This window comes from Pseudomonas sp. EGD-AK9 (assembly GCF_000465935.2).
GTDB lineage: Bacteria > Pseudomonadota > Gammaproteobacteria > Pseudomonadales > Pseudomonadaceae > Aquipseudomonas.
The window spans coordinates 1-3219 of the sequence record NZ_AVOF01000349.1; the positions used below are offsets into that span (position 1 = coordinate 1).

The 3219-nt window shown below is 68.7% G+C and carries 3 protein-coding genes and 1 pseudogene; all 4 read left to right on the forward strand.

The genetic code is table 11. The features are described 5' to 3' along the window. The first annotated feature begins 14 nt into the window (after positions 1-14). On the forward strand, positions 15-503 hold the full coding sequence (gene mreD / locus N878_RS15800) for a rod shape-determining protein MreD (RefSeq protein ID WP_036988022.1): 489 nt from the start codon (positions 15-17) through the stop codon (positions 501-503). Positions 504-552: 49 nt separating this feature from the next. Next, the gene (locus N878_RS15805) at positions 553-1149 is read left to right on the forward strand and encodes a nucleoside triphosphate pyrophosphatase (RefSeq protein WP_021444582.1); all 597 of its coding nucleotides are present in this window, start codon (positions 553-555) and stop codon (positions 1147-1149) included. A gap of 40 nt (positions 1150-1189) precedes the next feature. After that, positions 1190-2647 (forward strand): ribonuclease G, encoded by a 1458-nt coding sequence (gene rng, locus N878_RS15810; protein ID WP_021444583.1) that lies wholly within the window; start codon positions 1190-1192, stop codon positions 2645-2647. A gap of 12 nt (positions 2648-2659) precedes the next feature. Then, a pseudogene (locus N878_RS15815) lies at positions 2660-3219 on the forward strand (TIGR02099 family protein); the annotation flags it as partial.

Here is a 3219-nt window from a genome sequence, read left to right on the forward strand (position 1 = left end):
GAGGAGACCAACTGATGGTCGGCATGCAACCGCGCAACGGCTGGGTGATCTGGCTCAGCCTGGCCTTGGGCCTGCTGCTCAGCGTCTCGCCGCTGCCCAAATTCATGGAGATCGGCCGGCCGCTGTGGGTGGCGCTGCTGCTCACCTACTGGGTGCTGGCCCTGCCGCATCGGGTCGGCATGACCACCGCCTGGGTGCTCGGCCTGGCCCAGGACGTGCTGTTCGGCACCCTGCTCGGGCAGAACGCGCTGATCCTGACCCTGATCACCTTCCTGGTGCTGAGCCTGCACCAGCGCCTGCGCATGTTCCCCATGTGGCAGCAGAGCACCGTGCTGCTGGTGGTGTTCGGCCTGGCCCAGCTGGTGCAGCTGTGGCTCAATGCCCTGACCGGCAGCCGTCCGCCGACCCTGGCCTTCGTGCTGCCGGCGCTGGTCAGCGCGCTGCTCTGGCCTTGGGTCTGCGTCATCCTGCGCGGGTTGCACCAGCGCCTTAACGTCAACTGAGCGCGCCAGCTGCGGCCGGCCGCGCCTCGTCCGACAGGGAGAAGTTCGTATGGCCAAGCTGTTTCTGGCCTCTGCCTCGCCGCGCCGCCGCGAGCTGCTGGCGCAGATCGCCGTGCCCTGCGTCACGCAAATCGCCGCGATAGACGAAAATCCGTTGCCAGACGAGCCCGCCGTCGCCTATGTAGAGCGCCTGGCGCGGGAAAAGGCGCGCGCCGGTCTGGCCGCCCTGAGCGAGTCAGCCGATGCCGTGGTGCTCGGCGCGGATACCGCGGTGGTGCTCGATGGGCGCATCCTCGGCAAACCGGCCGATTTCGCCGAGTCGCGCGCCATGCTGCAGGCGCTGTCCGGGCGTAGCCATCAGGTGCTGACCGCGGTGGCGCTGGCCGGCGGCGGACGCGAGGCGGCGCGGGTGGTGGCCAGCAGCGTGACCTTCCGCGCCCTGAGCGAGCGCGAGATCGAAGCCTACTGGGCCAGCGGCGAGCCGTGCGACAAGGCCGGCAGCTATGGTATCCAGGGGCTGGCGGCGGTATTCGTCAGCCGCCTCGAAGGCAGCTATTCGGCGGTGGTCGGCCTGCCGCTGTGCGAGACGGCCGAGTTGCTCGGCGAATTCGGCATTGCCTGCTGGCAGTTGCCGGCCCAGCGCTAAACTTGCGGCAGCGCGCCGCCCAATCCAGCGGGATGGATGCATGAGCGAAGAGATTCTGATCAATATCACGCCGATGGAATCGCGCGTGGCGGTGGTGGAAAACGGCGTGCTGCAGGAAGTGCACGTCGAACGCACGCAGAAGCGCGGCATCGTCGGCAACATCTACAAGGGCAAGGTGGTGCGCGTGCTGCCGGGCATGCAGGCGGCGTTCGTCGATATCGGCCTGGAGCGCGCGGCCTTTATCCACGCCTCGGAAATTTCCACCCGCGAGGGCGCCGCGGTGGAGCCGATCAGCGCCCTGGTGCACGAGGGCCAGGCCCTGGTGGTGCAGGTGACCAAGGACCCCATCGCCAGCAAGGGCGCGCGCCTGACCACCCAGCTGTCGATTCCCTCGCGCTACCTGGTGTACATGCCGCGCACCAGCCACGTCGGCATCTCGCTGAAGATCGAGGACGAGGCCGAGCGCGAGCGGCTCAAGCAGGTGGTCGCCGACTGCGTGGCGGCCGAGGGCATCGAGGAGGCCGGCGGCTTTATCCTGCGCACCGCCGCCGAAGGCGCCGGCGCCGACGAGATCCTCATCGACATCCGTTACCTGCGCCGGCTGTGGGACCAGATCGCCGCGCAGATCCAGAACGCCAAGGCGCCCTCGGTGATCTACGAGGACCTGTCGCTGGCCCTGCGTACCCTGCGCGACCTGGTCAGCCCGCGCACCGAGAAGATCCGCGTCGACTCGCGCGAGACCTTCCAGAAGATCACCCAGTTCGTCGCCGAGCTGATGCCGGAGATCGCCGACCGTCTCGAGCACTACCCCGGCGAGCGGCCGATCTTCGACCTCTACGGCGTCGAGGACGAGATCCAGCGCGCGCTGGAGCGCAAGGTGCCGCTCAAGTCCGGCGGCTACCTGATCGTCGACCCGGCCGAAGCGATGAGTACCATCGACGTCAACACCGGCGCCTTCGTCGGCCACCGCACGCTGGAAGAGACCATCTTCAAGACCAACCTCGAGGCGGCCACGGCCATCGCCCGTCAGCTGCGCCTGCGCAACCTGGGCGGCATCATCATCATCGACTTCATCGACATGGAAGACGAGGAGCACCAGCGCCAGGTGCTGCGCACCCTGGAGAAGCAGCTGGAGCGCGACCACGCCAAGACCAACATCATCGGCATCACCGAGCTGGGGCTGGTGCAGATGACCCGCAAGCGCACCCGCGAGAGCCTTGAACAGGTGCTCTGCGAGCCGTGCAGCGCCTGCCAGGGCCGCGGCAAGCTGAAGACGGCGGAGACCATCTGCTATGAGATCTTCCGCGAGATCCTGCGCGAGGCGCGCGCCTACCAGGCCGAGGGCTACCGGGTGCTGGCCAACCAGAAGGTGGTCGACCGCCTGCTCGACGAGGAGTCGGGCAATGTCGCCGATCTGGAGGCCTTTATCGGCCGCACCATCAAGTTCCAGGTGGAAACCATGTACTCCCAGGAACAGTACGATGTGGTGCTGCTCTGAGGCGCCGCTGAGATGAACGCGCTGGCCCGTCTGTTCATGGCCCTGCTGCGCTGGGGCCTGGGGCTCTGTGCCGCGCTGCTGGTGCTGGCGGCGCTGTACGTCAGCCTGGGCCGCGAGCTGGTGCCGCTGGTCGCCGAGTACCGCCTGGAGGCGGAGAACCGCGCCGGCGCCGCGCTCGGCGTGCCGGTGCGCATCGGTGCGCTGGAAGGGCAGTGGCAGGGCTTCGCCCCCTTGCTGGTGGCGCGCGACGTGCAGGTCGGCGATGGCGAGCAGCGCCTGGTGCTGGACCGGGTGCGGGTGGTGCCGGACCTGCTGGCCAGCCTGCTGGCACGGCGCGCGCGCATCGGCCACCTGCAGCTGACCGGTTTGCAGCTGCACGTGCAGCAGCAGGACGACGGCAGCTGGCGCCTGCAGGGCCTGCCCGACGGCCCGCAGGGCGGGCGCGCCGACATCGCCGAGCTGCTGCAACGGCTGCGCGTGGTGCAGCACCTGAGCCTGGTGGACAGCCAGCTGGTGCTGCAGGCCGCCGGCCAGGAGCCGCTGAAACTCAGCTACCTCAACCTCAGCCTGCG